Below are 24,542 nucleotides of genomic sequence, written 5' to 3' on the forward strand. Positions count from 1 at the left end.
CGCAGAGACCCGCCTATTGAGGCGGGTTTTTGCGTTTTTGGATATGGGGAAGACATGGCGCCTCCCGCCTTCAGGGTATGAGCCGTAGGCGAATAAATTGGCGCATAGCCTGACTTTGACCGGACCTGGGTTACCCCAGGTCCGGGCATTTAGGAAGGCTCAGCGACAATCCCCCGGAGGGAAATGGTCGCAGGGAAAAGACAGACACCGAAACCAAAATACAACAAAGCCCTGTCTCGCCCGAGACAGGGCTTTGTCGTGTCTAATCCATCAAAACAAAAAAACGCCGCAGCCCCCAAAGCTGCGGCGTTTTGCTGTCTCCGGCGCGCAAGCAACTTCAAACAGTGTGGCGTTCACGCCCATTTCGGTGACCTGTTCCCAGAAAAATGTGTCCGTCCTGAGGTAGAGTCCGTCGACGACAGGAGGCGGACGAATGAAGCGCAGTCGTTTCACCGAGGAACAGATCATCGGCATCCTCAAGGAGCAGGAAGCCGGGGCGAAGACGGTTGACGTGTGCCGCAAGCACGGCATCTCGGATGCCACGTTCTACAAATGGAAGGCCAAGTACGGCGGTATGGAGATATCGGAGGCCAAGCGGCTGAAGGCGCTGGAGGACGAGAACGCCCGGCTGAAGAAGTTGCTGGCCGAAGCCATGCTCGACAACGCGGTTTTGAAGGAGATTTCCTCAAAAAAATGGTGACGCCCGCCGTCAGGCGTAGCGCCGTCGCGCATGTCCGGGAGTTGTTCGGGCTGAGCGAACGTCGGGCGTGTTGCATCGTGGGGATTTCTCGGCGGGTGGTCCGTTATCGGTCGTGCCGTCCCGACGACGGAGCGATCCGCTCCCGTCTGCGGGATCTGGCGGCCAAGCGTCGGCGATTCGGCTTCCGGCGTCTTGGACTGCTGCTGGAGCGGGAAGGAATCATGCTCAGCCGCAACAAGCTGCTGCGGCTGTACCGGGAGGAAAAGCTGGCGGTGCGTCGCCGCACTGGCCGCAAGCGGGCCCTGGGAACACGAGCACCGATGGCGATCCCCATGGGGCCGAACCAACGCTGGTCGTTGGATTTTGTCTCCGACGCCTTCACCGACGGCCGACGCTTCCGCATCCTGGCCGTGGTCGATGACCATACCCGTGAGTGCCTGACCCTGGTAGCGGACACGTCACTGTCCGGCGCCCGAGTTGCTAGGGAACTGGATGCCCTGATGGCTCGGCAAGGCAGGCCGATGATGATGGTGTCCGACAACGGCACTGAGCTGACCAGCATGGCCATCCTGCGCTGGTGCCAGGAAAGCCGGGTCGAATGGCATTACATCGCACCGGGCAAGCCGACCCAGAACGCCTTCATCGAAAGCTTCAACGGTAGGCTGCGCGACGAATGCCTCAACGAGACGCTGTTCACCTCATTGAACCACGCCAGGGCGGTCCTCGCTGCCTGGAAGGAGGACTACAACCATGTGCGACCCCATACCAGCCTCGGCGGTGCCACCCCCGCCGAGATGGCCGCTCGATCCCGAACGCAACCAGGGCCGGGGCATGCCCCGGCCCTGGTTGCCATCACCGCCCATTTCGGGCATCAACACCAGACGGGACTCTATCTCTGAGCGGTAACAAATTCAGGAACAGCTCATGATCGCCGCACTCCTCTCTCTCGCGGTGGTGACCGCCGTGCCGAAGGCGGCCTTGTCCATTGAGGCCAATGAGGGACTGGAAGAACACATCGTTACCGCGCCATTGCCGCGCGGGGCCGAGATCCGGGGCCTAGTCAGCAAACGAATTGGCAGCACTCCCGACCGGATCGCGTTGTTGTTTGTCGGCAGTCCGGGACTACTCCATCTGCGGAACGAGAACGGCGCACCGAACTTCGATCTGAAGGGCAACTTTCTCGCTCGGGCCCGGCGTCATCTCAACGACGATTCGGTGACGACCGTGCTGGTCGATTGTCCCACCGACGAATGGGACGGCTGTGATGCAACATATCGCCGCTCGGCTCAATATGCCGAGGACATCACCGCCCTGATCTCGGCGCTTTTGAAAGAGCTTGGCCCGAAGCCGGTCTATGTGGTCGGAACCAGTTTCGGCACGGTCTCCAGCGCCAATCTGGCGCGGCGTTTGGGATCGAGTTTGGCCGGAGCGGTGCATACCGCGACCTTTGCCGGGACGTCCCAACACGCCTTCGAGAGTGGGATGTCCGGTTTCGATTGGGAACAGGCCACGGTGCCGCAGGTGTTCGTGCACCATATTGGCGATCCCTGCCCGGTTACGCCGTACCGCGAGCTCAAATCCTCGATCGGTGAGCTTCCGTTGATGAGTGTCCGTGGTGCCCGCGATACCAGCGGTCCCGCCTGCCAAGCGTTTAGCGAGCATGGATTCCGTGGACGCGAAGAGGCGGTGATGCGGGCGATCGCCGCCTGGATCACCCATGGGACGGTGACCCCGCTGGTGGGAGAGCCTTAGCGCCCGCTTCCTGTCCGGAATTGGTTTGGTCAGCCGTCGATTCGTTGCTATCATTTTCCAAAATGAGAAAACGATAGCGGCCTGTGCGCAAATGCTAGAGACCTTCGAGACCGTTGCCAAAGCCCTTGCCGATCCCACCCGCATCCGCATCCTGAAGCTGCTGGAACGCGGCGAATTGTGCGTGTGTCAGATCACGGCGGTGTTGGGCCTTGCCCCCGCCACCGCCTCCAAACATCTGGCTGCGCTGAAAGTCGCCGGGCTGCTGCAACAGCGTCGCGACGGCAAGTGGGTCTATTACCGCTGGGCCGAGCGCGCTCTGAACCCCTATGCCCAGGCGTTTCTGGGGCTGGTAGGGGAGTCGCTGAAGACCGACCCGACCGTGACAGAAGACGCCCGCGTTCTTGCTCAAATCTCGGCCGTCGCTTTGTCTTCGCTCTGCGCACGGGGACGCGATGCGATGCCGACCACCGACACGGAGACGATGCCATGACGAGGACAGTAACCAACGTTCTGGTCTTGTGTACCGGGAACAGCGCCCGCTCGGTACTGGCCGAAGTGCTGATCAACGCGCTGGGGGAGGGGCGATGGCGCGCCTTTAGTGCGGGCAGTCACCCGACCGGCGCGGTCAATCCGCTGACGCTGGCGGTGCTGGCGGAAAAAGGCCATGCGGTCGAAGGGCTGCGGTCGAAATCCTGGGATGAATTCGCGCTGCCGTCGGCCCCCAAGATGGATCTGGTCATCACCGTGTGCGACGCCGCCGCCGGTGAGATGTGCCCGATCTGGCCGGGCCATCCGGCAAAGCTGCATGTCGGTTTTCCCGATCCGGCGGCGGCGACGGGCAGCGAGGCCGAGCGGTTGGACAGGTTCCGCGACGTCTATGGTCAGATCGAGGCAAAAGTGCGCCGCCTGATCGCGCTGGGGGCTGACCGGGCCGGGGAGGTCTGAGACGATGAGCCGGTTCGAACGCTATCTTACCCTGTGGGTCGCTCTGTGCATCGGTGCCGGGGTGACGCTGGGGCATGTCTTTCCCGCGCCGTTCCATGCCATCGCAGGGCTAGAAGTAGCTCGGGTCAATCTCCCGGTCGCCGGTCTGATCTGGCTGATGATCGTGCCGATGCTGCTGAAGATCGACTTTGCCGCGCTGGGCCAAGTGCGGGAGCAATGGCGTGGTGTCGGCGTGACCCTGCTGATCAATTGGGCGGTCAAGCCGTTCTCGATGGCGGCGTTGGGCTGGCTGTTCATCAGTCATCTGTTCCGGCCCTATCTCCCGTCTGAACAGATCGAGTCCTATATCGCCGGGTTGATCCTGCTTGCCGCCGCCCCCTGCACCGCGATGGTGTTCGTGTGGTCGAACCTGTGCAAAGGCGAGCCGCATTTCACTCTGTCCCAAGTGGCGCTGAACGATCTGATCATGGTGGTGGCCTTCGCGCCGCTGGTTGGGATGCTGCTTGGCCTGTCGGCGATCTCGGTGCCGTGGGAGACCTTGCTGATCTCGGTCGGCCTCTACATCGTCGTTCCGGTGATCATCGCGCAGCTCTGGCGCCGGGCCTTGCTGGCGCGCGGGGCATCGGCGCTGGCCGTTACCCTGTCCCGTCTCGGGCCGCTGTCGCTGGTGGCCTTGCTGGCGACGCTGGTGTTGCTGTTCGGGTTTCAGGGCGAGCAGATTATCGCCCAGCCGCTGGTGATTGGGCTGCTGGCGGTGCCGATCACGATCCAGGTCTATCTCAATTCCGGGCTGGCCTATTGGCTCAATCGTCGCTTTGGTGTGCCCCATTGCGTCGCCGGTCCGTCGGCGCTGATCGGAGCCAGCAATTTCTTCGAACTGGCGGTTGCCGCCGCGATCTCTCTGTTCGGCTTCGATTCCGGAGCGGCGTTGGCCACCGTCGTCGGTGTGCTGATCGAGGTGCCGGTGATGCTGTCGGTGGTCAAGATCGTCAATGCCAGCAAGGGATGGTACGAAGCCGGAGCGCGCCCCTCTTCCCCCCAATGAGGCCGACCCGCCAACAATTCGCCCGGCCCGCTCAGTTACCACATTCCTATGGTGTGACACTAAGGTCATATTGATGTAAGCTAATGCCTAAACCATATGGTCTAGTTATGCGTGTTTGGCGCGGCGATGGAACGATGGGGGATGGCATGAAGCTGACATCGATCAAAGCGAAAATCGCTATTTTCGCGGGGCTCTGTCTCATTGGAGCCATTTCGGTCCAGGTCGTTTATGGCGTCATTACCACCAAATCGGGGAATGCCCTGGTGGTCAGCCGGACCTCGGAAATCCTCGATTCCAAGACCCGCGAATCGATGAACAATCTGGCCAGCGCCCAGGCCGGTCTGTTGCGGTCAGAGTTCGATTCCGCCCTGATCGCGGCGCGAACGATGGCGCACAGCTTTGCGATGGTTGTTTCGTCCTCGGCCGAAGGGGGCGTCCCGCCCGAGTCGCGACGCCGACATATTAATGAAATCCTGTTGAACGTGCTGAAACAGAACGAGCTGTTCAACGGGACCTATACGGCGTGGGAACCCAACGCGCTTGACGGCAATGACGAAGCGTTCCGCAATCGCCGCGACACTGGAACCGATTCGACCGGGCGCTTCATTCCCTATTGGAACCGCGATCAGTCGGGCAAGATCGCGATGCAGGCCCTGGTCGAGTATGACAGCCACGACCTCCATCCCAATGGCGTGATGAAGGGGGGCTGGTATATCGGGCCTCAGACCAATGGGCGGGAAAGCGTGCTCGATCCGCTGCCCTACATCGTGCAGGGACGTCAGGTCTATCTGGCGACCTTGTCGGTGCCGATTGTCGTCAAGGGGAAGTTCCTTGGCGTCGCCGGTGCCGACTTCAACCTGGAATTCGTTCAGAAGCTGGCCCTGGACGTCAATCGCAGCCTGTTCGGCGGCAAGAACCGGGTGGTGATCCTCAGCAATATGGGCCTGATCGTCGCTGACAGCGCTCGTCCCGAACTGATCGGGCAATCCTATGCGGCGCAGTCGCAGACGTGGCAGACCGATCTGTCCACCATTCAGGCGGGCCGAAACAATTCGGAGTGGCAGGGCGATACCTTGCGCACCTTCGCGGCGATCCGGCTGGGGCGGACGGAAAAGCCGTGGTCGGTCCTGATCGAGGTTCCCCGCGATGTGGTGATGGCCGAGGCCAACACCCTGGGCCAGAGTCTGACCGAGCGCGCTTCGAGTTCGGTGATGTGGTCGGCGATCACCAGCGCCATGGTGGCCTTGGTGGCGATCGCGATTATGTGGCTGGCTGCTGGGGGAGTTGCTCGTCCGATCGTGGCGATGACCGATGCGATGAAGCGTCTGGCCGCGGGTGACAAATCGATCGAAGTTCCCTCGCGCGATCAGGTCGATGAGATCGGCCAGATGGCGCAGGCGGTCCAGGTGTTCAAAGACAATGCGATCCGCATCGAGGCATTGCAGGCCGAACAGGCCGAGGCCGCCGCCCGAAGTGCGGCGGAACGCAAGCAGGCGCGGCACAATCTGGCTGACAGTTTCGAAACCAGCGTGATGGGATTGGTCCGCGAGGTCGCCTCTTCGGCCCAGGGGATGCAGGCAACGGCACAAACGATGTCGGCGGCGGCGCGTCAGGCCAGCACCCAGGCTGGGTCGATTGCCTCGGCTGCGGATTCCGCCACCGAGAACGTCCAGACCGTCGCGTCCGCCGCCGAGGAATTGTCAGCCTCGATCACCGAGATTAATCGGCAGGTGACCGAAGCGGCAAAAATCTCGAAGACCGCGTCGGAAGAAGCGGGACGGACCAATGTGATGGTGCAGACCCTCGCTACCGCCGCCGACCGGATCGGCGAGGTGGTCAAGCTGATCAACGATATCGCGGCGCAGACCAACCTGTTGGCGCTGAATGCCACGATCGAAGCGGCGCGCGCCGGCGATGCGGGCAAGGGTTTTGCCGTCGTTGCGGGCGAGGTCAAGCACCTTGCCAACCAGACCGCCAAGGCGACCGAGGAAATCGGTAGCCAGATCAACGCGGTGCAGGAAGAAACCCGCCGCGCCGTCGCCGCGATCAAGACGATCGGCGAGGTGATCGACAATGTGCGGGAAATTTCGTCCGGCATTGCCGCCTCGGTCGAGCAGCAGGGCGCGGCGACCAAGGAAATCGCCCGCAACGTCCAGCAGGCCGCCCAGGGCACCCAGGATGTTTCGGCCAATATCGGCGGCGTCACCAATGCGGTGGTGACCACCGGGCAGGCGGCCGAGTCCGTTCTTGGGTCGGCGGATTCGCTGACGGGTAGCGCCGATCGTCTGCGGACCGAAGTGGCCAACTTCCTGGAGAGTATTCGCGGCTGAGACCGGTTTGCCGTTTTCGGCCCGCCAAGACGACGGCCTCGCTCCGGTTCACGACGGAGCGAGGCCGTTCTTTTTTGCTTATACCTCGATCTTGACCGAGCCGTCGGTGGGGGGCTCGCACAGTCCCTTGATCCGCAGGGTCAGGGCGCGGGCCTGTTCGATCTCGGCGGGATAGCGGGCGGCGGTACCGTCGCTGAGAGACTGGAGAACCCGCTCGGCCTCTCCAGCCAGGGCATTCATCCTTTGCGGGTCTCCGTTGGCAGCTTCAGTCCTCACCGCTTGCAGCAGGGACTCCAGCCGGGATTGCGCCCGAACCATCCGGGTGGCGTGATCGACCCGCGCCAGATCGCTCCGGGCCGCCGCCAGTTCGGCCAGCAGGTCTTCGGGTCGGGGGGTGCCGCGAAGGCTGTCGACCATGGTTTTTCCCTCTTTTTTGCCAGATAAAATCCCGCACCATGGCTTCCACGGAGGAGGGATGTCGATCCATGCGCAAAAAATCGTCACTTGGCAAAATATGACCGGCAACTGGGCAGTAATTGCCGGGTACCCGGCAAAAGAATCCTATTAACCCATTGTTAAAAAAGTAATTTTCACCGCCTGTACCGCTTTGCCCATGCGTGTAAGCTATGAGACGGACTGCGCTCGGGATGGGGTGGCATCGGTCCTGACGGTGGAGACAGGCAGATGGCGATGATGAATCAGTCGACGAGTTTACGGAGCGGGGATGCCCTCCCTCCTGAAACGCTGGATGACGAAACTCTGCTTGCCCGGATGAAGCAGGATGATGGCGAGGCCTATCGGGTTCTGGTCGAGCGCCATGTCGACCGGGCCTATGCCCTGGCTCTGCGGATGCTGCGCAACGTCGCCGATGCCGAGGACGTGGCCCAGGATTCGATGGTCAAGGCCTGGACCCACCGCCAGTCATGGGAACCGGGCCGCGCCCGCTTCAGCACCTGGCTGTATCGGGTGGTGGTCAATCGCTGCATTGATCTGCGCCGACTGCCCAACAATGCCAATATCGACGATGTGCCCGAACCGGCCGAACACCGTCCCGATACGGTCGACAGCCTGCACCGGCGCGAGGTCTATGGCCGCCTGGAGCAGGCGATCGGCAAGTTGCCCGATCAACAGCGGGCGGCGGTGACGCTGGCCTATTTCGAGGAAATGGGCAATGGCGAGATCGCCCAGGTTCTCGGCACCACCGTCAGCGCGGTGGAAAGCCTTTTGAAGCGGGGGCGGCAGGGGCTCCGCCACTCTTTACGGGGCTCCGAGGCCGAGTTCCGTCACCTTCTCGCTCAGGAGTAAAAATTCCCGCCTGAAACCGTCTCCCGATCCGTTCCAACCGAGAAGGCCTTCCGAACGATGGCCGGTCCCGCTTCCGGGAACATGAAGGATCAGAAGGAGACATTCCATGCCCGTCATTTCGACTAACAGCGCCTCGAATTCCGCGCTCCGCTACCTCAACCTCAATTCCTCGAACCAGTCCAGCACCCTGTCGAAGCTGGCATCGGGATCGCGCATCACCAAGGCTTCGGATGACGCCGCCGGCCTCGCCATCGGGACCCGGATTCAGTCGGACGTGACGGTGCTCAGCCAGGCTTCGACCAACGCGTCTCAGGCCAGTTCGATCCTCCAGACTGCCGATGGCGGTCTGGCGCGTATCGCCGACATTCTTCAGCGCATGAAGTCGCTGTCGACCCAGTCGAATTCCGGTACCGTCACCGATTCGGAGCGGACCTACATCCAGGCCGAATATTCCGAACTGAGCGAGGAAATCGACGGCATCTCCAAATCGACCACCTATAACGGCAATTCGCTGCTGGACGGCACCAGCGCCTTTGCCTCGGCGACCAGCCTGTCCTCGGTTTCGACCTCGGGCCTGACCGATGCGCAGGCGACGGATCTGACCGGCGTTGCCGATGCCGACACCATCACCATCACCACCACCGATGGCACCACTCCGACCTCGGTGACCTACACCATCAAAGATTCCTATGATGGCACCGCCAGCAAGGTCAGCCTGCAAGACGTCGTCGACTCGATCAATGCCGGTAATACCGCGACGCCGAAGGCGGCGAACGTCCGCGCCTCGATCACCACCGATGCCAACGGTCTCCAGCATCTGGTCCTGGCCGCCGCCAACAGCGACGAGACGATCAGCACGATCACCAACGGCACCGGCACCGCCGCCACCGCGCTCGGTCTGATCAATACCGCCGGTAAGTTGGTCGGCGCCAGCACCGGCGTTGATTTCATGGTCGGCACCTCGACCGCCGATACCATCAACGTCTCGATCAACGCGGTGACCACCGCGACCCTGGGATCGACCACGCTGAAGATCGGCTCGACCTCGGTCAGCACCCAGACCGCGGCGCAGCAGGCCAGCGACGCGCTGGATAAGGCGATTGCCCAGGTGTCGCAGGCCCGCGCCGAAATCGGTGCGACGATGTCGCGGTTCGAGTTCCGCTCCGAGACGATTTCGACCGCCTCGGAAAACCTGACCTCGGCCGAATCGGTGATCATGGATGCCGACGTCGCGGCGGAGAAGTCGCAATTGTCGTCGGACGACGTCAAGACCCAGGCGGCTATCGCCGCGTTGTCTCAGGCCAACCAGATGCCGCAGAATCTGTTGAGCCTGCTGAAGAGCTAGGACGTTAAGCCGCGCCGCCGGTTGGCGGTGAGGGGAGGGGGCGGGGCGTTGATCCCGCCCCGTTCCAACGTTTCCGCTCCGGGGAGGCTTCGCCATGACCAGCAGCGTCAGCAGTACGACATCGAGTACAAGCACCACGTCGGGCACGACCAGCTATTCGCAGAACCGCAACGAGTTCGATACCGATACCCTGGTCGAAGCGGCCTATCAGGCCAGGCTGGCGAAAGCCGATACCCTTTCGGTCAGCGTCACGAAGAACGAGACCAAGATCGCCGCCTACACCGATATGCAAACGAAGTTGCAGGCGGTGGAAACCTCGCTCAATACCCTGCGCAGCGCGCCGGGGACCAAAGGCAAAGCCTCCGACGTCTTTCTTGATCGCACCACCTATCTGACCTCGTCGACCTCGACCGCTGCCAGCGGCATTCTGTCGGCGACGGTCGAGGACGGCACCGAGATCGGCACCCATGATATCGAGGTGACCCAGGTCGCCAAGGTCGAACGTCTGGGGGGCGGCTCGGTCAGCAGCCGGTCCGACGATCTCGGCTGGACGGGAACCTTTTCCCTGGGGACGAAGGCGACCAGCGACGGGCTGAGCACGACCGGGACCCTGAGTACCGATATTTCGATCACTGCCGATATGTCGCTCGACGATATCGTCGATTCCATCAATGCCGCCAAAGCCTCGACCGGGGTCACCGCTTCGGTGGTCAAGAGTTCGGACAGCGCCTACATGATCGTTCTGTCGGGCGTTGAAACCGATCGTGACATCACCCTGTCCACCACCTCTGGCGACAATGTCCTCAACAAGCTTGGCCTGACCGACAGTGCGGGCACCAAGGTCGTTCCGCTGCAAAAGGCTCAGGGCGCGGTTCTGACGGTCGATAGCGTGCCGATCACGCGATCGAGCAATACGATTGACGATGCGATCGACGGGGTGACGCTCAATCTCTACAAGGCCGAGGCGGGCAACACCCTGTCGCTGGAGGTTGCCAACGATCTTTCCGGCATCTCGACCCAGATCAACGCCTTCGTCACCGCCTACAATGCCTTCCGCGATCTGGTCCTGACCAACCAGACCACCGGCAGCGACGGAACGGCCAGTAGTAGCGCGACGTTGTTCGGCGATTCGCTGCTGCGCAGCACGTCAAGCACGCTGCAATCAATGTTGGGAACCGCGATTGATAGCACCTCGTTGGCGACGATCGGGATCACGATGGACAGCAGCAACAAGCTGGTGGTCGACGATACAATTCTTGAAAACGCCCTGACCAATTCCCTGTCCTCGGTCCAGACCCTGTTTTCCTATCAGGCAACCACCTCGTCGGGAAATTTGAAGCTGCTGTCGCACGGCGACGGCCCCACCTCTGCCGATTTCGACCTGAAGGTAACCGTCGATGCGACGACGGGCTCGATCAGTTCGGCCTCGGTCGGGGGGGATACGTCGTTGTTCACCGTCAGCGGCAACACGATCAAAGGGGTCAAGGGCAGCATTTATGACGGGCTGTCCTTTGTCTTTACCGGCAAAGCCACCCAGACGATCTCGGTCAAGATCAGCCAGGGGATCGCCGACCGGATGTATCAGGCGATCGATACCGTTGCCAACAGTGACGACGGTCAGTTGACCGAAAAGATCAGCGGTCTCCAGGACACTAACGGCGATCTGGAAACCCGGATATCGACGATCCAGACCAACGCCGAGAGCTATCGGGATTTTCTTCTGGATAAGTACTCAAAAATCGAGGCGAAGCTGGCCAAAGCCCAATCGGTTCTCGATCTGCTTGAAGCCCTGAACAAGGCCGAAAGCTCTTCATCATAATCGTTTGACGGAGGAGTCCCATGAACCATTCGCAGCGAGCCAGCGCCGCCTATCGCACCGCCAGCATGACCGTGCCGCCGCTTCATGCCGTGGTGATGCTGTATGACGGCGTGCTGGTCCGGGTCAGGAATGCCGGTCTTGCCGCCGAGCAGGGCGATTGGGCCCGGCAGTTCGAGGAAATCACCCGCGCCATCGATCTGTTGCGCGGGCTGCTGTCGGCGCTTGATTACGATCGCGGCGGCGATGTTGCCCGGCGGTTGCAGCAGACCTACGAAGCCAACATGAAGGCGCTGATGCGGTCGGCTGGGCGTCCCGAAGCATTGGCGATGAGCCATCGCATCGAAGACGGGTTGCGCCAGTTGCGCAATGCCTGGGCCCAGATCGCCGGGGTGCCGGAAAGTCCCTCGCTGCGCGCTGTCGGCTAGTTGAGTGTGGCGGTTATCGCGCCCGGGTCATCCCGTTGCGGCCTGGGCGCGTGAGGCTCGCCCTGGCGACGGGGCGAGGACCCCCTGTATTCTCTATACGATCTGGGATAGAGTAATCGCAGCCCTGAAGGGGTGCCCTGTCCCCGCCGACGAAGAAATCGAGGCGTATAAATGACCAGAACGATCACACTGGAGGAGTTCTCCGACCTCCTCGACCGGTTGGGTGATGTCCTCGCGGATTGGCCCACCGATGACCGCACTTCCGCCGAAAGCCTGTTAGCCCAATCAGATGAGGCACGGCGTCTGCTGGCGGAGGCGGCCGAGATCGGCGATGTCTTGCGCACGTCGCAGCCCAAGGCCCCGCCTGGACTGGTCGATCGCATCCTTGCCACGTCGGGCGCGCCGTTGTCGCCGTCCGACCGGCTCAAGCGTACCGTCAGTTAGGTCGGATCGCCCCGGTTTGCCGGGGCTCCCGTTCCTTTAAGCCTACTCATCTCCCGTGTCCGATCCAGGATTCACGGGGGCGGGGTGTTTTTGCGCGCGCTTCTCCCCAAAAACACCGCCTGAGTTTGGCCGTGCGTCCGTAACAGCACAAGATAAAGACATCCGCGGCACTCTGTGCTGTCGGATGTCTTTGCGCATCCAGGGCAATCATATTCTGTTGTTTGTGGGTGTTTGGCAAATGGTGCGCCAGATATTCCAGGTGCGTCCGTAGAAGAAATCAGAGAGCGACGGATTGACTGTCGCTGGATTTCTTCAATGGGGTGCGCCATGACCGCAGCGGTCACATCCACGACGTCATCCACGACATCGACAAGTTCGACGTCCAGCTCGTCTTCTGGCCTTTCAGCCAATTACGACACGTTCTTGAAACTGCTGTGCGCCCAGTTGACCAACCAGAATCCGCTGGATCCGACCGACGCGACCCAGTTCACCAGTCAGTTGGTCCAGTATTCGAACCTGGAACAGCAGATCAAGACCAACGACAAGCTCGACACCGTGTTGTCGTCGCTGTCGTCGTCAACCTTCTCCAGCAGCGTCGGCTATCTCGGCCATGTCGTCGAGGCCGAAGGGGACAGCATCTCTGTCCAGTCGGACGGCACCGTCGATGCGACCTGGGGCTACGACCTTGACAGCAAGGCGTCCTCGGTCGCGCTGACCATCACCGATTCCGCGGGTAAGACGGTGTGGAGCGGCACCGGCGAAACCGGCAAAGGCAGCCATTCCCTCGATTGGGACGGCACCGATTCGAAGGGCAAGGCGGTCCCGGCGGGAACCTACACGCTGAAGGTGACCGCGCTCGATTCAGCCGGGGCGGCGATCGAGACCTCCACGTCGATCAAGGGGACGGTGACCGCGGTGGATTCCACCGATGGCACCACCTCGCTTGAGCTGGGCGGGACCTCCGTCTCGCTGTCGAACGTAACGCGCCTCGCGGCCTGACAGGGAGAACCGCCATGTCACTCGCCGGGGCCATGAACACCGCCGTCTCCGCGCTGAAGGCGCAAAGCCAGGCGCTGTCGATGATTTCCAACAATCTCGCCAATTCCTCGACGACGGGCTACAAGGCGGTCACCACCAGCTTTGCCTCTCTCGTCACCCAGCAATACAGCACCACTGCCTATCCGGGCGGGGGCGTCACCTCCTCGGTCCGTCAGAACGTCGATGCCCAGGGCCTGATCGAGGCGACCACGAACAGCACCGACCTTGCCCTCGATGGCAACGGCTTCTTCGTGTTGACCTACGGCAAGGACGGCAAGCAGGATTTCTATACCCGCGACGGCGAGTTCTCGATCAACGACCAGGGCTATCTGGTCCTGGGCGACAATTACTACGTCCAGGGCGCGGCGACCGACGCCTACGGCAACATCACCGGCAATATCGCCGACCCGTCGCCGGTCAAGGTCAACATCAACGACAAGCAGCCGATCCCGACGACGCAAGAGGTCATCAAGGCCAACCTTCCGGCCAGTGCCAGTACCGGCGACACCTTCTCCACCTCGATGGAGGTGTTCGACAGCCAGGGCGGGTCGAGCACGGTCGCTATGACCTTTACCAAGACCGGCACCAACGCCTGGAATTTGACCCTGGGCAGCATGGTCTCGACCACCGACGGCACTACCACCACCGGCACGCTGTCGCCCTCGACGATTGCACTGACCTTCGACGGCACCGGGAAACTGACCTCGGACGCGACCCCCGACCTGACCGCGACCTGGAGCAACGGCGCCTCGGCGACCAGCACGATCAAGCTTGATCTTGGCGACGATGGCAGCCTGACCCAGCAGAACAACGGGACCGGCATCAACATCACCAGCATCGTCGGCGATGGGGCGGTGGCGGGCAGCTATACCGGCGTCTCGTTCGGTTCGGACGGCACGGTTTACGCCAAGTACGACAACGGTCTTCAGGTGTCGATCGCCAAGCTGGCGGTCGCGACCTTCCCCAATTCCGACGGTCTGAGCGCGATGAGCAACGGCGTCTACGAGCAATCGACCACGTCGGGGGCTCACAACGTCTATTGCGTCGCGGGCGAGAACGGGACCGGGACGATCAAGTCCAGTTCGCTTGAATCCTCGAACGTCGATACCGGCGACGAATTCACCCGGATGATCGTGGCGCAGCAGGCCTATTCCGCCGCGTCGCAGGTCATCAACACCGCCAAGGACATGTACGACGATCTGATTAGCGCCGTCCGCTGACCGATTGCCGCGAAAGGATTTTCCCGATGACCAACACCCGCGACACCGCCCAGGTTATTTCCCTTTCCGAACGTCGCTTCGAACGCCGGATCGAGGAAATCCGCGAGATTCTGCCGCCCGCTCCGCCGGGCGAGACGGTCGATCCCGACCTCGACGCCCGCCAGCTTGCCGAGATTCTGGCCCAACAGATCGCCGAACTGCCCGACGACCAGCGTCGGCTGGTCCGCCGCCGGGTTTCGGTCGCGATCAGCGATCTTGAAACCCTGATCGCCGAACTGGAAGGCGATCTGGCCGCTCTGGCCGACGACCTTCGCGCCCTGAACCGTCATGACGGCGCCGTGCGGGCCTATCGCCAGGGCACGACGACCGCCGCCCACGACCATCGTTCCTGATACCTGCCGTGCCCCATTTCGAGACAAGGAGCCCCGCCATGCTTCAGACCGCCACCGCCGATCGTTCGGAGCTTGCCCGCGTCGAAACCTCGGCCCACGCCCTGCTTGAGGTGGTGACCGAACTGGCCGCCGTGATGGACGAGGAAAACCGGCTGCTGGCCGCGGGATTTCCCGCCGGTCTGGTCGCCACCTCGGACCGCAAGGGCGAACTGACCGCCGAATATGCCGATTTGTGGGATCAGGTCCGCGCCGAGGCCGCCCAGGCCCTGGCCGCCGATCCCGACTTCGTCCGCACCCTGACGCAGGCGGTGGGCGATCTGCGGCTGGTCGCCAATGAAAATCTGGCCCGGCTGGAAGCGGCGATGACGGCATCGCGGCGCCGGGTCGAGGCGGCGCTTGCGGCGCTGCACGAAGACGCCGCCGAGGGTCGGACCTATGGCGCCGACGGCGAGATGATGCTGGCCCACTTCCCCTCTGCCGGAACCAATTTTCACGCCTGATCCCGATCCTGGGGGACGGGTGGGGATTCGCGAAGGAGGCCGAAGATGTCGCTCAACGTTGCTCTGTCCACGGCGTCGCGGTCGCTGCGGGCGCTCGAAACCCAGATGGCGGTGTCGTCGGCCAATATCTCGAATGCCGATACCGATGGGTACACACGCAAATCCGCGACCAAGGTCACCGACGTCACGGCGGGGGTGGGGACCGGGGCCACGATCTCGGCGATCGTCAGCAAGGTCGATCCCTGGCTGTTGAAGAGTATCGTTGCCACCACCTCGACGAAGGAAGCGGCCTCGGTCGATGCCGATTATCTCGACCGGCTGGGCGATGCGCTGGGCTCGCTGTCCTCGGACAGCGCCAGCAGCGGCGGCACGCTGGCGACATCCTTGTCCTCGCTGTCCTCGGCCTTGACCGAACTGGCGACGACGCCCGAAAGCGCGACGCTGAAAAGCGAGGTCGTCGGCGATCTCGACGATGCGGCGGCGGCGTTGCGCACCACCTCGTCCGAGGTGCAGGGCCTGCGGCAGGCGGCGGATTCCGATATCGCCGATGCGGTCGATACCGCCAATACCGCGCTGTCGGCGATCGACGCGCTGAACGATTCGATCGTCCGCGCCAAGGCGTCGGGCCAGTCGACCGCCGATCTCGAAGACCAGCGGATGAACAAGGTGGCCGATCTGTCCGCAGTGATGGGGGTCAGCTATTTCACCCAGGCCAATGGGGCGATGGTGGTCTATACCAGCGGCGGCGCGCCGTTGCTGAACTCGAGTGTGCACACCCTGTCCTTTGACGAGGCGGGGACGGTGACCTCAAGCGCGACCTATCCCGGCGGCCTGTCCGGTATCACTCTCGACGGCACCGACATCACCAGTACGATCAAAAGCGGCAGCGTCGCCGCCCTGGTGACGATGCGCGACAAGACCTTGCCCGCGATTCAAACTCAGTTGGACAGCCTCGCCACCGGCCTGCGCGACACCATCAACAGCGTCTATAACAACGGGACCGCGTCGCCGCCGCCCAACAGCCTGAGCGGCAGCGTCACCGGACTGGATGCCGCCTCCGCTCTGACCGCGACCGGCAACCTGTCGGTTGCGGTGACCGATTCGTCGGGCAAGACGGTCGCCGCCTCGACCTTCGACCTGTCGGGCTATTCCGATTTGGGCTCGCTGGTGTCGGCGATCAATTCCGCCGGGCTGGGGCTGACCGCCGCGATCGATTCCACCACCGGCTCGGTGTCGCTGACCGCCAACAATGCGAGCAACGGAGTCGCGCTGTCGGGCGGTTCGGTGTCGTCGCTGGACGGCACCGCTCGCTCTCCGGCGCAATCGCTGTCGGCCGCGCTGGGCCTGAACGATCTGCTGAGCGGCAGCGGCGCCGAAACGATCGCGGTCCGCTCCGACATCCTCGCCACGCCCGATCTGCTGGCGACCTCGTCGCTGAACACCGGGACGGCGGCGCTGACGGCGGGGGGCGTGGCGGTCAGCGCTGGATCGGGATCCCAGGTCCAGGCCCTGGCCGACGCGATCAATTCGGCCGGGCTGGCTGGCAAGGCCGGAAACGTGGTGTCCGGGGTCTCCAGCCGTCTGTCGGCGGCCAAGGAAGAGGCCACCAGCCAGGAAACCACCCTGTCGACCCTGACCTCGTCCTTTTCGTCGAAATACGGCGTCAATGTCGATGAAGAGAGCGCGACGATTTCGGCGCTGGAAAATTCCTATTCCGCCTCGGCTCAGGTGATCAGCACCGCGAAGTCGATGTTCGACGCCCTGTTGCAAGCGGTGAGGTGATCATGGAACGCGTATCGACCTTCGGGCTGGGACAGACGATGCTGAGTTCGACGCTGTCGCTGCAATCGCGTCTGGCCAGGGCCGAACTGCAAAACGCCTCGGGGCTCAAGACCTCCACCTATACCGCGCTGGGGGCAACGGATTCGTCGCGGCTGGTCTCGGTCGAGGATGCGCTCACCAAGACCAAGGCCTGGTCCAGCAACACCCAAACCGTGCTGGACCGGGTCGAGGTGATGTACAACAGTGTCGGCAGCATCGCCGACAAGATGACCTCGCTGCGCAGCACCCTCTCGACCGCGATGTCAGACACCAATTCGACGACGGATTACGCCGCCCTTGGCGACGATCTGCTCGACGATCTCTCTGCGCTGATGAACGTGCAGGTCGATGGCCGCTATCTGTTCGGCGGCAGCCGCACCGACACCGCCCCGGTGGATGTCTCGCTCTTGACCGCCGCGCCGACGACCGCCGACACCAGCTATTACCAGGGCGATTCCAGCCTGGCCTCGATCCGGGTTTCCGACGACCAGACGATCACCTATGGCGTTACCGCCGACACTTCGGGGTTCGAGAAAGCGTTGCGTGCCGCCAACATGCTGAAAGACATCTCGTCGTCGGCAACGTCGACGTCCTCGGTCGATTCGTCGAAGGTCAAGGCGGCCTATGACCTTGCCACCGATGCGCTGAAGGATCTGCTGAAGACCCAGGGGGGGCTGTCGCTGTCGTCAAGCCGTCTGGAAGCGGTCAAGACCACCCAGGACAATGCGGTGACGATGCTGACCGATCGCGTCAGTGATTTGAAGTCGGTCGATGTCGCCGAAGTCTCGGTAACGATCTCCCAGCTTCAGAACACGCTGGAAGCCTCGTATTCGGCTTTGGGCAAGATCACCAGCCTGTCGCTGGTCAAGTACCTGTAGCCCGCTCCGGCGGCGAAGCCGGGGCATCCGCCGTTTCAGTCTGAGAGTTCGGCCAGCAGCCGCTTGCCCTGCTTGTGGCTGGCCACCCAGCGGCGGGCCAGGACAAAGAGCGCGGCCCCGCTCGCCACCCCGCTGGCGCTTGCCAGGAAATCCTCCAGCGCGGCATGTCGTCCGGGCACGAAAGTCTGCCCCAACTCCATCACCCCGGCATAAAGCGCAAGGGCGGCCACCACCGCCGCAAGGCCAAAGCGCCCGGCATAGGCGAAGGCGATGATCGCGGTTGCCCCCATATAGGCAACGCAATGTTCGATATGGCCGCCGATGCCGGTGCGAATCATCTCATCCCCCGGAATCCAGGAGAGGATGCACAGCAGTCCGACGCAGCCCCAGGCGGCGGCGCGGATGAGTCCGGCTGGGCGGCTCATGATCTGGTTTCCCCCGATTGCCGGAGCCGCGCTGACAGCACGATGGCCCCCTGATTTCGGCCTGACAGTAGCGGCTTGCGTCAACGAAGGCGATCACCTTCAAGCATTGCCGCAGGCGAGCAGGCACGCGGAAGGCGTCGTCCGGTGCTGCCGGTCTTTCCGGGGAGCGAACGGTGCCGTGTCTATGTTGCGATGATGTGCGAGGCGAAATCGGAAAACAGAAAGGGCTTAGCCGATTTCTCAGCTAAGCCCTTAAACTTGGTGGAGCCAGACGGAATCGAACCGACGACCTCTTGAATGCCATTCAAGCGCTCTCCCAACTGAGCTATGGCCCCTTTTTATTTCGTACCGGCGGGTTTGGGGCTCCGTCGGTGGAGGCGGAACATATTGTCTTCGGGCTGACCTTGCAAGCGAAAAATTTCGCTTTTTTTCATTATCCGAAAACGTCCGGCCTCGGGCGGGTTGGACGAGGGTTAAACCTCGTCCTCCAGCCCCTCGTCCATGTGTTCCATCACTTCGGCCATGTCGTCGTCGTCCTCGCCCAGATCCGAGGCGTCCTCGATCAGGCTGGCCTCATCTTCCTCGGCGGCATCGTCGCTCTCGACGGCGTCTTCGTCGTCGACCACGCTCTCGGCAAGGTCGTCGACCTCGGTCTCGATGATCTCGGCCGCGACGGCCGCGGGAATAGCCGCTTTATTCTCGACCGGGACGCCGCCGGCACGCCGCACCTTGAAAGGCACGTCGGGTTCGACGGTCGAGCCACATTTCGGGCAAATGATCGGAACATGCTTCAGATCATAAAAACGGCAGCCGCAGCTTTGGCAGGTGCGCTTGTGTCCCCATTCCGGCTTGGCCACCTGGCGATCCTCCTAGAACGTTGTCCGGTGATTTTGCTGTCTGGAGGGGCATTTGCCATGTTCCCCACCCTGTGTCAAAACCAATTCGTGGCAACGCTGCCGGTCTATGACGCCAGCGTGGCTTGTGATAGAGCTTTGGCCCCGCCGAGATCGCGGCGGCGACGGCAGGGGAGATGGGGTGATCATGGCCAAGACGCTGCATTCCGGACGGGTCCGGGCGCTTTCCGGTTCGGCCCGCGTGCCGGGTGATAAATCGATCTCGCACCGGGCGCTGATGCTGGGCGCGCTGGCGGTGGGCGAAAGCGTCGTCAGCGGTTTGCTCGAAGGCGACGACGTGCTGCGCACCGCCGCCTGTATGCGGGCGCTGGGGGCCGAAATCACCCGTCACGAGGATGGGCGCTGGCATTTGTTCGGGCGCGGCGTCGGCGGTCTGTCCGAACCGGCCGATTTGTTGGACATGGGCAATTCCGGCACCGGGGCGCGGCTGCTGATGGGGCTGGTCGCCACCCATCCCTTCACCTCGTTTTTTACCGGCGATGCCTCGCTGCGGTCGCGGCCGATGCGCCGGGTCACCGAGCCGTTGGCGCGGATGGGGGCGCGGTTCTTCACCCGCGAGGGCGGTCGGCTGCCGCTGGCGGTGATCGGCACCGCGAGCCCGCTGCCGATCGAATACGAACTGCCGGTCGCCTCGGCCCAGGTGAAGTCGGCGCTGCTGCTGGCCGGGCTCAACACGCCGGGCGAGACGACGGTGATCGAGCGCGAGGCCACCCGCGATCACACCGAACTGATGTTGCGTAATTTCGGGGCCGACGTCCGGGTCGAGGCGACCGAGACTGGCGGACGGGCGATCACCGTCACCGGCTTTCCCGAACTGACCGGGCGGGAGTTCGAGGTTCCGGCCGATCCGTCCTCGGCGGCGTTCCCCGCCGTTGCCGCGCTGCTGGTCGAAGGGTCCGAAATCGTTCTGCCCGGCGTCGGCATCAACCCGCTGCGCACCGGGCTGTACCAGACCCTGCGCGAGATGGGGGCGGATCTGCATTTCGAGAACCGCCGCGATCAGGCGGGCGAGCCGGTCGCCGATCTGCGGGTCCGCGCCTCGCGGCTGAAGGGGATTGATGTCCCGGCCGAACGGGCACCCTCGATGATCGATGAATATCCGATCCTGGCGGTTGCCGCCGCCTTTGCCGAGGGCACCACCCGGATGAGCGGGCTGGCCGAACTGCGGGTCAAGGAAAGCGATCGTCTGGCGGCGATGGCGCGCGGGCTGGCCGCCTGCGGTGTTGCGGTCGAGGAAGAGGCCGATACCCTGATCGTTCACGGCAAGGGCCGCGCCCCAACCGGAGACGCCTTGGTCGCCACTCATTTCGACCACCGCATCGCGATGGCCTTCCTGGTTCTGGGGATGGCTGCCGAGCGTCCCGTCGCGGTTAACGAGGCCGAGGCGATCGATACCAGCTTCCCCGGCTTCGTCGCCCTGATGAACGGATTGGGCGCGGCGATCGGCGCGGCGGCTGACGAAGCGGTCTGACGCGGGGGGGAATGGGGCGGGGCCGGGCGAAACGTCCGGGTCCCAAGGGGCGCGGCGGATAAGGCCGCGCCCGGGATCGTCATGATCGCGTTGGCGATCAGAGCGGCTTCAGATTGACGGCGGCGGTCTTACCCTTGCGGGGGTCGCGTTCCGTCTCGAAGGTCAGCTTCTGCCCTTCGTTCAGGTTGCTGAGACCGGCGCGCTCGACCGCCGAGATGTGAACGAAAACGTCGGCGGTGCCGTCGTCGGGCTGAATGAAGCCGTAACCCTTGGTGCTATTGAACCACTTCACGGTACCAGTCGGCATTGGGGATCTCCACTTAGTAACAGTCCCGGCCCGCATGCTCTCATGCGGGGTCCGATCGATCGACCCCTCAGTGACACCGGAACCGGCGCCGGACTCCCGTAAAGGAGTCCTTTTGGTAGGTAGAAAGATCAACCAAGGATGTTCTAGCGGTTCGGAGAATACAAGCGTATTCGGAGAATGTTCTATACTCCCACCCCGCCGGATAGTCCGCCCCATAACCGTTCGAGTAGGACGCCCGCGGTGGGGTCTTACTCTGGCTGCGGCGATGCTTCGACGACGCGCGGCGTGGCTCGATAAACCTTGCCGTTCCAGCGCAGCCAATAAGCGGGGGTGCGGATGGTCGACCAGCCGCCAGCCCGCTCGGTGGTGAGATAGACCTCCTCGGGCTGGGCATAGCTCCAGCCGATCGGTTCCCACCCGGTGTTGGTCCAGCGCGCCACCATCAGCGGCCCGCCGCTGTCGGTGGCCCAGTCCGGGGAATCAAGCAGCAGAAACAGTTCGGCCTTGCCATCCTCGTCAAGGTCGATCCGACCGGCGCGGACCTGATCGGGGCCGAAGCTCAATTCGCCCGACGCACGGTAATAAGTCGGCCATTGTGCCTTCAGCACCGCGTCGATATCGGGAGGCGTCGGTTCGGGCAGCGGTTGCAACGCCACCAGAGCGGCCAACGGGCCGTCTTCCTGGGCGAGAGCATGGGAGGAGGGCACCGCCAACAGCAGTGCCGTCGCGAGGGCGGCAAGAATGCGCATGATCGGGCCGGAGCTTAGAAAATTTATGCGGTTCTGTACACCATCCGTTTTGCTCTGCGGCACGCGAAAGGATTGAGGTACACTCCCCGCACCCTGGGGGTTTGCCGACGGAGGACCTGGCGTGGGTTGCTTTCCTTCCGGCGGCTGGGATAATCCCCCCAGGCTACCGTTCTGCCGAAGGGAAATAGCATGCGACGCCTGGGCCGAGTCCTGGTCATCCTTCTTGCCGTCACTGGATTTCTGACTCTTGCCGGGATCGGTTTGTCCGGTCTGGTCGCCTATCGGCTGGCCACCGGCGGGACGACCTCTACGCCGCCTGATCGCGGAATCGTCACCCTTGATCTTGAATCCCGCTTCCGCAGCGCGCCGGACGGCGACCCGATGGCGGCGCTGTCGGGCGAGCATTCCTATGTGCTGCGTCAGGTGATCGAGGCAATCGACGCCGCCGCCGCCGATCGCCGGGTGGTCGGGCTGTTCGCGACGCAGGGGCACGCCTCGCTGGGGCTGGCCGACGGTCAGGAACTCCGCGATGCCATCACCCGCTTCCGCGCCTCGGGCAAACCGGCGGTACTGTTCGCCGAGACCTTGGGTGACGGCGGCGTCGGCACGCTGGATTACTACCTCGCCTCGGCCTTCGGTCAGGTGTGGTTGCAGCCGTCGGGCGATGTCGGGCTGACCGGAATCGTTGCCGAAAGCCCCTTCGTTAAAGGCACCCTCGATCTGCTGGGGATCAAGACCCAGTTCTTCGCCCGCCACGAATACAAATCGGCGATCGAGACCTTTACCCAAACCTCCTACAGCGCGGCGCACCGCGAGAATTTGGGCCGTCTGCTCGATTCCTGGACCGGGCAGATCGTTGCCGGGATCGCGGGCGGGCGCAAGCTGCCGGTCGAGCGGGTGCAGGCGCTGATCGGCAAGGGTCCCTATCTGCCGTCCGAGGCGCTGACCGCCGGTCTGATCGACCGCGTCGGCTATCGTGACGAGGCGTGGACCGCCGTCGCCGGGAGTGGTGACGGGGCCGCCGAGGAAATCGACATCGCCGATTACATCTCCCGTCTGCCCTCGGCGCACGGGACCAAGGTGGCGCTGATCTCTGGATTGGGCGCGATTCATCGCGGCGAATCCAGTCCCGGCTTTGACGATGACGGCGGGTTCGGGGCCGCGACCATCGCCCAGGCTTTCCGCGATGCGGTCGAGGACGATTCGGTCAAGGCGATCTTGTTTCGGATCGACAGCCCTGGCGGTTCGTACACTGCGTCCGACACGATCTGGCACGAAGTGGCGCTGGCCCGCGCCGCCGGGAAGCCGGTGGTGGTGTCGATGGGCAATGTCGCCGCGTCGGGCGGCTATTTCGTCGCGATGGGAGCCGACCGGGTGTTGGCTCAGCCCGGCACCCTGACCGGCTCGATCGGGGTGTTCACCGGCAAGGCGGTTCTGGACGAATTCTGGAGCAAGCTGGGGGTGAGCTGGGACGAACTGCATCGGGGCGATAATGCGACGATGTGGAGCATGAACCGTCCGTTCCCGCCCGAGGCCAAGGCCCGGATCGACGCGATGCTGGACGCGATCTATGCCGATTTCACCGGCAAGGCGGTCGCGGGCCGGGCCATTCCCGCCGACAAGATCGACCAGTTGGCGCGCGGCCGGGTGTGGAGCGGGTCCGACGCCCGCGAACATGGCTTGGTCGACGGGTTGGGTGGCTGGTACGAAGCGGTCGCCGCGATCCGCGAAGTCGCCAAGCTGAAGCCGGAAGACCCGGTCGATCTGGTCGCCTTCCCCGAGCCGCGCAAGCCGTGGGAGGTTCTGGCCGAAGCGGTGGCGGGTGGCTCGGTCTCAGAGCGCAAGGCCCTGGTGCGGGCGGTGTCGGTGCTCGACCCGCTGCTGGCACCGTTGGCGGCGCTGCCGACCTCGCGTGATGGCAACGGGGCCAATCTGCGGATGATGCCGGTCAGCCCGGCCGGAGCGGCCAGATGAGCGGCGGCGAGACCCGCACCGTCGTCGTGACCGGGGCGAGCCGGGGGATTGGCCATGTCATCGCCCGGCGCTTCCTGTCCGAAGGCTGGCGGGTCATCACCTGCGCCCGTGTCGATGTGCCCGAGGCCTGCCAGATCGACCGCAACTGGCTGTGTCACATCGCCGCCGATCTGGGCGACCCCGCCGGGGCCGAGGCGTTCATCGCCAAGGCCAATGCGGTGTTGGGCTCGGCCCCGCTCCATGCCCTGGTCAACAATGCCGGTGTCAGCCCCAAGACGCCCTATAAAGAGCGTCTTGGGGTGCTGAACGGCTCGATCGACGGCTGGAAGGATGTTTTCGAGCTGAATTTCTTCGCGCCGTTGCGGCTGGCGCGCGGCTTTGCCAGCGCGTTGCACCGGGGCAAGGGGGCGATCGTCAATATCACCTCGATCGCCGGGCATTATGTCCATCCCTTCGCTGGATCGGCCTATTCGACCTCGAAGGCGGCGTTGTCCGGCCTCACCCGCGAAATGGCCGCCGAGATGGCCCAGTTGGGGGTCCGGGTCAATGCCGTCGCCCCCGGCGAGATTCGCACCGAGATGATTTCCGCCGAGTACGAGGCGCTGGTGCCGCGTATCCCGCTGGAACGGATGGGAACCACCGCCGACGTCGCCGGGACGGTCTTTCAATTGTGCGGGCCTGACTTCGCTTATGTCACCGGCACCGAGGTCTTCGTCACCGGCGGCCAGCACCTGTATTAAGGG

Annotated in this window: 27 protein-coding genes and 1 tRNA gene; 22 read left to right on the forward strand and 6 right to left on the reverse strand. The window is 63.4% G+C overall.

What is annotated here, in order from left to right; all coding sequences use genetic code 11:
- Nucleotides 1–433: 433 nt before the first annotated feature.
- The 7 genes from K678_RS19435 (at nucleotide 434) to K678_RS06870 (ending at nucleotide 6,772) form a co-directional block, all read left to right on the forward strand.
- Complete coding sequence (locus K678_RS19435) at nucleotides 434–700, forward strand: transposase (RefSeq protein ID WP_021131729.1); 267 nt, start codon at nucleotides 434–436, stop codon at nucleotides 698–700.
- On the forward strand, nucleotides 583–1,599 hold the full coding sequence (locus K678_RS06845; RefSeq protein WP_231376222.1) for an IS3 family transposase: 1,017 nt from the start codon (nucleotides 583–585) through the stop codon (nucleotides 1,597–1,599). Before K678_RS19435 ends, K678_RS06845 begins: the two co-directional genes overlap by 118 nt.
- 25 nt (nucleotides 1,600–1,624) lie before the next feature.
- On the forward strand, nucleotides 1,625–2,452 hold the full coding sequence (locus K678_RS06850; RefSeq protein WP_021131731.1) for an alpha/beta fold hydrolase: 828 nt from the start codon (nucleotides 1,625–1,627) through the stop codon (nucleotides 2,450–2,452).
- A gap of 91 nt (nucleotides 2,453–2,543) precedes the next feature.
- Nucleotides 2,544–2,942: an ArsR/SmtB family transcription factor gene (locus K678_RS06855; protein WP_021131732.1), complete on the forward strand. Its 399-nt coding sequence runs from the start codon at nucleotides 2,544–2,546 to the stop codon at nucleotides 2,940–2,942.
- Entirely contained in the window at nucleotides 2,939–3,397 is a 459-nt protein-coding gene (locus tag K678_RS06860; RefSeq protein ID WP_021131733.1) for an arsenate reductase ArsC, read from the forward strand. Before K678_RS06855 ends, K678_RS06860 begins: the two co-directional genes overlap by 4 nt.
- 4 nt (nucleotides 3,398–3,401) lie before the next feature.
- Nucleotides 3,402–4,442 (forward strand): ACR3 family arsenite efflux transporter, encoded by a 1,041-nt coding sequence (gene arsB / locus K678_RS06865; protein ID WP_021131734.1) that lies wholly within the window; start codon nucleotides 3,402–3,404, stop codon nucleotides 4,440–4,442.
- A gap of 146 nt (nucleotides 4,443–4,588) precedes the next feature.
- Nucleotides 4,589–6,772 carry a methyl-accepting chemotaxis protein gene (locus K678_RS06870; RefSeq protein WP_021131735.1) on the forward strand — a complete coding sequence of 728 codons (2,184 nt, stop codon included), beginning with the start codon at nucleotides 4,589–4,591 and terminating at the stop codon, nucleotides 6,770–6,772.
- 78 nt (nucleotides 6,773–6,850) lie between these two features.
- Here K678_RS06870 and K678_RS06875 read toward each other — a convergent pair whose 3' ends face one another.
- Nucleotides 6,851–7,189: a hypothetical protein gene (locus tag K678_RS06875; protein WP_021131736.1), complete on the reverse strand. Its 339-nt coding sequence runs from the start codon at nucleotides 7,187–7,189 to the stop codon at nucleotides 6,851–6,853.
- Between K678_RS06875 and K678_RS18565 the strand changes: the two genes are divergently transcribed.
- The 12 genes from K678_RS18565 to K678_RS06930 all read left to right on the forward strand — a co-directional run bounded on the left by K678_RS18565 (nucleotide 7,188) and on the right by K678_RS06930 (nucleotide 17,959).
- On the forward strand, nucleotides 7,188–7,340 hold the full coding sequence (locus tag K678_RS18565; RefSeq protein WP_155804488.1) for a hypothetical protein: 153 nt from the start codon (nucleotides 7,188–7,190) through the stop codon (nucleotides 7,338–7,340). The two genes, K678_RS06875 and K678_RS18565, sit on opposite strands and share 2 nt — an antisense overlap.
- Nucleotides 7,341–7,456: 116 nt before the next feature.
- Nucleotides 7,457–8,077 (forward strand): RNA polymerase sigma factor, encoded by a 621-nt coding sequence (locus K678_RS06880; protein ID WP_021131737.1) that lies wholly within the window; start codon nucleotides 7,457–7,459, stop codon nucleotides 8,075–8,077.
- A gap of 106 nt (nucleotides 8,078–8,183) precedes the next feature.
- On the forward strand, nucleotides 8,184–9,422 hold the full coding sequence (locus K678_RS06885; RefSeq protein ID WP_021131738.1) for a flagellin N-terminal helical domain-containing protein: 1,239 nt from the start codon (nucleotides 8,184–8,186) through the stop codon (nucleotides 9,420–9,422).
- 94 nt (nucleotides 9,423–9,516) lie between these two features.
- A complete protein-coding gene (fliD, locus tag K678_RS06890; RefSeq protein ID WP_021131739.1) occupies nucleotides 9,517–11,241 on the forward strand; it encodes a flagellar filament capping protein FliD in 1,725 nt (574 codons plus the stop codon).
- Between the two features lie 20 nt (nucleotides 11,242–11,261).
- A complete protein-coding gene (gene fliS, locus K678_RS06895; RefSeq protein WP_021131740.1) occupies nucleotides 11,262–11,666 on the forward strand; it encodes a flagellar export chaperone FliS in 405 nt (134 codons plus the stop codon).
- 171 nt (nucleotides 11,667–11,837) lie between these two features.
- Nucleotides 11,838–12,110, forward strand: a complete 273-nt coding sequence (locus tag K678_RS06900; RefSeq protein ID WP_021131741.1) for a hypothetical protein — start codon at nucleotides 11,838–11,840, stop codon at nucleotides 12,108–12,110.
- Between the two features lie 327 nt (nucleotides 12,111–12,437).
- Nucleotides 12,438–13,109, forward strand: a complete 672-nt coding sequence (locus K678_RS06905) for a flagellar hook assembly protein FlgD (protein WP_039852301.1) — start codon at nucleotides 12,438–12,440, stop codon at nucleotides 13,107–13,109.
- A gap of 14 nt (nucleotides 13,110–13,123) precedes the next feature.
- On the forward strand, nucleotides 13,124–14,368 hold the full coding sequence (gene flgE, locus K678_RS06910; RefSeq protein ID WP_021131743.1) for a flagellar hook protein FlgE: 1,245 nt from the start codon (nucleotides 13,124–13,126) through the stop codon (nucleotides 14,366–14,368).
- Nucleotides 14,369–14,394: 26 nt separating this feature from the next.
- On the forward strand, nucleotides 14,395–14,760 hold the full coding sequence (locus tag K678_RS06915) for a hypothetical protein (protein ID WP_021131744.1): 366 nt from the start codon (nucleotides 14,395–14,397) through the stop codon (nucleotides 14,758–14,760).
- Between the two features lie 38 nt (nucleotides 14,761–14,798).
- Nucleotides 14,799–15,260 (forward strand): flagellar basal-body protein flbY, encoded by a 462-nt coding sequence (locus K678_RS17635; RefSeq protein ID WP_021131745.1) that lies wholly within the window; start codon nucleotides 14,799–14,801, stop codon nucleotides 15,258–15,260.
- 45 nt (nucleotides 15,261–15,305) lie between these two features.
- Nucleotides 15,306–17,042 (forward strand): flagellar hook-associated protein FlgK, encoded by a 1,737-nt coding sequence (gene flgK / locus K678_RS06925; protein ID WP_021131746.1) that lies wholly within the window; start codon nucleotides 15,306–15,308, stop codon nucleotides 17,040–17,042.
- Between the two features lie 2 nt (nucleotides 17,043–17,044).
- Nucleotides 17,045–17,959: a flagellin gene (locus K678_RS06930; protein WP_021131747.1), complete on the forward strand. Its 915-nt coding sequence runs from the start codon at nucleotides 17,045–17,047 to the stop codon at nucleotides 17,957–17,959.
- 35 nt (nucleotides 17,960–17,994) lie between these two features.
- Here K678_RS06930 and K678_RS17640 read toward each other — a convergent pair whose 3' ends face one another.
- From K678_RS17640 to K678_RS06945, 3 genes are all read right to left on the reverse strand, one after another.
- Complete coding sequence (locus K678_RS17640; protein ID WP_021131748.1) at nucleotides 17,995–18,384, reverse strand: VanZ family protein; 390 nt, start codon at nucleotides 18,382–18,384, stop codon at nucleotides 17,995–17,997.
- 259 nt (nucleotides 18,385–18,643) lie between these two features.
- Nucleotides 18,644–18,719 (reverse strand) — tRNA-Ala (locus tag K678_RS06940).
- Nucleotides 18,720–18,857: 138 nt separating this feature from the next.
- Nucleotides 18,858–19,241, reverse strand: coding sequence for a TIGR02300 family protein (locus tag K678_RS06945; protein WP_021131749.1), 384 nt, complete (start codon nucleotides 19,239–19,241; stop codon nucleotides 18,858–18,860).
- A 184-nt stretch (nucleotides 19,242–19,425) separates the two neighbouring features.
- Here K678_RS06945 and aroA point away from each other — a divergent pair, with 184 nt between their 5' ends.
- Nucleotides 19,426–20,769, forward strand: coding sequence for a 3-phosphoshikimate 1-carboxyvinyltransferase (aroA, locus tag K678_RS06950; protein ID WP_021131750.1), 1,344 nt, complete (start codon nucleotides 19,426–19,428; stop codon nucleotides 20,767–20,769).
- A 97-nt stretch (nucleotides 20,770–20,866) separates the two neighbouring features.
- Here the strand turns inward: aroA and K678_RS06955 are convergent, their stop codons facing one another.
- On the reverse strand, nucleotides 20,867–21,076 hold the full coding sequence (locus tag K678_RS06955; protein ID WP_021131751.1) for a cold-shock protein: 210 nt from the start codon (nucleotides 21,074–21,076) through the stop codon (nucleotides 20,867–20,869).
- Between the two features lie 248 nt (nucleotides 21,077–21,324).
- Nucleotides 21,325–21,825: a hypothetical protein gene (locus K678_RS06960; RefSeq protein ID WP_021131752.1), complete on the reverse strand. Its 501-nt coding sequence runs from the start codon at nucleotides 21,823–21,825 to the stop codon at nucleotides 21,325–21,327.
- 189 nt (nucleotides 21,826–22,014) lie between these two features.
- Between K678_RS06960 and sppA the strand changes: the two genes are divergently transcribed.
- Nucleotides 22,015–23,799, forward strand: a complete 1,785-nt coding sequence (gene sppA / locus K678_RS06965) for a signal peptide peptidase SppA (RefSeq protein WP_021131753.1) — start codon at nucleotides 22,015–22,017, stop codon at nucleotides 23,797–23,799.
- On the forward strand, nucleotides 23,796–24,539 hold the full coding sequence (locus tag K678_RS06970) for an SDR family NAD(P)-dependent oxidoreductase (protein ID WP_021131754.1): 744 nt from the start codon (nucleotides 23,796–23,798) through the stop codon (nucleotides 24,537–24,539). Before sppA ends, K678_RS06970 begins: the two co-directional genes overlap by 4 nt.
- The last annotated feature ends 3 nt before the right edge of the window (nucleotides 24,540–24,542 follow it).

Origin of the sequence: Magnetospirillum fulvum MGU-K5, from assembly GCF_000442515.1 — a bacterium.
Taxonomy (GTDB): domain Bacteria; phylum Pseudomonadota; class Alphaproteobacteria; order Rhodospirillales; family Magnetospirillaceae; genus Phaeospirillum; species Phaeospirillum fulvum_B.

Coding starts and splice junctions, on each gene's coding strand:
- K678_RS19435 (WP_021131729.1), top strand. CDS start 434: ATGAAGCGCAGTCGTTTCACCGAGGAACAGATCATCGGCATCCTCAAG.
- K678_RS06960 (WP_021131752.1), bottom strand. CDS start 21,825: ATGCGCATTCTTGCCGCCCTCGCGACGGCACTGCTGTTGGCGGTGCCC.
- K678_RS06915 (WP_021131744.1), top strand. CDS start 14,395: ATGACCAACACCCGCGACACCGCCCAGGTTATTTCCCTTTCCGAACGT.
- K678_RS06855 (WP_021131732.1), top strand. CDS start 2,544: ATGCTAGAGACCTTCGAGACCGTTGCCAAAGCCCTTGCCGATCCCACC.
- K678_RS06850 (WP_021131731.1), top strand. CDS start 1,625: ATGATCGCCGCACTCCTCTCTCTCGCGGTGGTGACCGCCGTGCCGAAG.
- arsB (WP_021131734.1), top strand. CDS start 3,402: ATGAGCCGGTTCGAACGCTATCTTACCCTGTGGGTCGCTCTGTGCATC.
- K678_RS06860 (WP_021131733.1), top strand. CDS start 2,939: ATGACGAGGACAGTAACCAACGTTCTGGTCTTGTGTACCGGGAACAGC.
- flgK (WP_021131746.1), top strand. CDS start 15,306: ATGTCGCTCAACGTTGCTCTGTCCACGGCGTCGCGGTCGCTGCGGGCG.
- K678_RS06880 (WP_021131737.1), top strand. CDS start 7,457: ATGGCGATGATGAATCAGTCGACGAGTTTACGGAGCGGGGATGCCCTC.
- fliD (WP_021131739.1), top strand. CDS start 9,517: ATGACCAGCAGCGTCAGCAGTACGACATCGAGTACAAGCACCACGTCG.
- K678_RS06885 (WP_021131738.1), top strand. CDS start 8,184: ATGCCCGTCATTTCGACTAACAGCGCCTCGAATTCCGCGCTCCGCTAC.
- K678_RS06970 (WP_021131754.1), top strand. CDS start 23,796: ATGAGCGGCGGCGAGACCCGCACCGTCGTCGTGACCGGGGCGAGCCGG.
- K678_RS06930 (WP_021131747.1), top strand. CDS start 17,045: ATGGAACGCGTATCGACCTTCGGGCTGGGACAGACGATGCTGAGTTCG.
- K678_RS06905 (WP_039852301.1), top strand. CDS start 12,438: ATGACCGCAGCGGTCACATCCACGACGTCATCCACGACATCGACAAGT.
- K678_RS06900 (WP_021131741.1), top strand. CDS start 11,838: ATGACCAGAACGATCACACTGGAGGAGTTCTCCGACCTCCTCGACCGG.
- aroA (WP_021131750.1), top strand. CDS start 19,426: ATGGCCAAGACGCTGCATTCCGGACGGGTCCGGGCGCTTTCCGGTTCG.
- K678_RS06870 (WP_021131735.1), top strand. CDS start 4,589: ATGAAGCTGACATCGATCAAAGCGAAAATCGCTATTTTCGCGGGGCTC.
- K678_RS18565 (WP_155804488.1), top strand. CDS start 7,188: ATGGTTTTTCCCTCTTTTTTGCCAGATAAAATCCCGCACCATGGCTTC.
- K678_RS17640 (WP_021131748.1), bottom strand. CDS start 18,384: ATGAGCCGCCCAGCCGGACTCATCCGCGCCGCCGCCTGGGGCTGCGTC.
- sppA (WP_021131753.1), top strand. CDS start 22,015: ATGCGACGCCTGGGCCGAGTCCTGGTCATCCTTCTTGCCGTCACTGGA.
- fliS (WP_021131740.1), top strand. CDS start 11,262: ATGAACCATTCGCAGCGAGCCAGCGCCGCCTATCGCACCGCCAGCATG.
- K678_RS06955 (WP_021131751.1), bottom strand. CDS start 21,076: ATGCCGACTGGTACCGTGAAGTGGTTCAATAGCACCAAGGGTTACGGC.
- K678_RS06875 (WP_021131736.1), bottom strand. CDS start 7,189: ATGGTCGACAGCCTTCGCGGCACCCCCCGACCCGAAGACCTGCTGGCC.
- K678_RS17635 (WP_021131745.1), top strand. CDS start 14,799: ATGCTTCAGACCGCCACCGCCGATCGTTCGGAGCTTGCCCGCGTCGAA.
- flgE (WP_021131743.1), top strand. CDS start 13,124: ATGTCACTCGCCGGGGCCATGAACACCGCCGTCTCCGCGCTGAAGGCG.